2 rRNA genes are annotated in these 2,120 nt (G+C 59.4%); both read right to left on the bottom strand.

Annotated features, from left to right (window positions below):
- Nucleotides 1-10 precede the first annotated feature (10 nt).
- Nucleotides 11-127, bottom strand: a 5S ribosomal RNA gene (gene rrf, locus HF526_RS34355).
- A gap of 145 nt (nucleotides 128-272) precedes the next feature.
- Nucleotides 273-2,120, bottom strand: a 23S ribosomal RNA gene (locus HF526_RS34350); the annotation flags it as partial.

Raw genomic sequence — 2,120 nt, 5'->3', positions numbered from 1 at the left:
TCGGGTTTGATGTCGGCGGCGACCTACTCTCCCACACCCTGGCGAGTGCAGTACCATCGGCGCTGGAGGGCTTAGCTTCCGGGTTCGGGATGGGACCGGGCGTTTCCCCTCCGCCATGACCACCGACAACACTATCAACTTAGCCACCCCCACCCACCCGAAACCGGGCCGGCAGCAATGGTCGTGCTAGCGGATGCGAACACAACACGCTCGAACACCCATGACCACACGATTGTGTGCTCAGGGTCGCACAGTGGATGCAAACAACTTGTTATGGCAAGCCCTCGGCCTATTAGTACCAGTCGACTCCACCCGTTACCGAGCTTCCATCTCTGGCCTATCAACCCAGTGATCTGCTGGGGGCCTTACCCACGCAAGGTGGTGGGAGACCTCATCTTGGAACGAGCTTCCCGCTTAGATGCCTTCAGCGGTTATCCCTTCCGAACATAGCCAACCAGCCATGCCCCTGGCGGGACAACTGGCACACCAGAGGTTCGTCCGTCCCGGTCCTCTCGTACTAGGGACAGCCTTCCTCAAGTCTCCTGCGCGCGCGGCGGATAGGGACCGAACTGTCTCACGACGTTCTAAACCCAGCTCGCGTACCGCTTTAATGGGCGAACAGCCCAACCCTTGGGACCTACTCCAGCCCCAGGATGCGACGAGCCGACATCGAGGTGCCAAACCATGCCGTCGATATGGACTCTTGGGCAAGATCAGCCTGTTATCCCCGGGGTACCTTTTATCCGTTGAGCGACACCCCTTCCACCAGGAGGTGCCGGATCACTAGTCCCGACTTTCGTCCCTGCTCGACATGTCTGTCTCACAGTCAAGCTCCCTTGTGCACTTACACTCAACACCTGATTGCCAACCAGGCTGAGGGAACCTTTGGGCGCCTCCGTTACACTTTGGGAGGCAACCGCCCCAGTTAAACTACCCACCAGGCACTGTCCCTGAACCAGATCATGGCCCGAGGTTGAGACACCCAATTCGACCAGAGTGGTATTTCAACGACGACTCCACAGCCACTGGCGTGACCGCTTCCCAGTCTCCCACCTATCCTACACAAGCCGAACCGAGCACCAATACCAAGCTGTAGTAAAGGTCCCGGGGTCTTTCCGTCCTGCCGCGCGTAACGAGCATCTTTACTCGTAGTGCAATTTCGCCGAGTCTGTGGTCGAGACAGCGCCCAAGTCGTTACGCCATTCGTGCAGGTCGGAACTTACCCGACAAGGAATTTCGCTACCTTAGGATGGTTATAGTTACCACCGCCGTTTACTGGCGCTTAAATTCTCCGCTTCGCCCCCGAAGGGACTAACAGGTCCTCTTAACGTTCCAGCACCGGGCAGGCGTCAGTCCGTATACATCGTCTTGCGACTTCGCACGGACCTGTGTTTTTAGTAAACAGTCGCTTGGGCCTGGCCTCTGCGGCCGCCCCGCCCTAGCCCGCGAAGGGCTTCAAGCGCAGCGGCCCCCCTTCTCCCGAAGTTACGGGGGCATTTTGCCGAGTTCCTTAACCACAGTTCGCTCGATCGCCTCGGTATTCTCTACCTGACCACCTGTGTCGGTTTGGGGTACGGGCCGCAACAGCACTCGCTAGAGGCTTTTCTCGGCAGCATGGGATCATCCTACTTCGCCTCAATCGGCTACGCGTCACCTCTCACCCTGCATGACACCCGGATTTGCCTGGGTGTCGGGCTACAGGCTTACACCAGTACAACCACTCACTGGCGGGACTACCCTCCTGCGTCACCCCATCGCTTGCCTACTACCGGATCGGGTCCCACGCTCCCCCCACAACGGCTCCCGAAGGAACCGAAAGGGGTTCGGATGGTCAGCATCACCGGCCTCGGCACGGGCGCACTGTCACGGGCACGGGAATATCAACCCGTTGTCCATCGACTACGCCTGTCGGCCTCGCCTTAGGTCCCGGCTCACCCTGGGCGGATTAACCTGGCCCAGGAACCCTTGGTCATTCGGCGGCAGAGTTTCTCACTCTGCTTTCGCTACTCATGCCTGCATTCTCACTCGCACACCCTCCACCACTCGATCACTCGGCGGCTTCACCGGATGCACGACGCTCCCCTACCCATCCCAACGACTACACCCCCACCCCACAACGG

Origin of the sequence: Pseudonocardia acidicola, from assembly GCF_012911935.1 — a bacterium.
Lineage (GTDB): Bacteria > Actinomycetota > Actinomycetes > Mycobacteriales > Pseudonocardiaceae > Pseudonocardia > Pseudonocardia acidicola.
The sequence above is the reverse complement of the archived record's forward strand: the minus strand, read 5'-3'. Positions and strand labels throughout refer to the sequence as shown.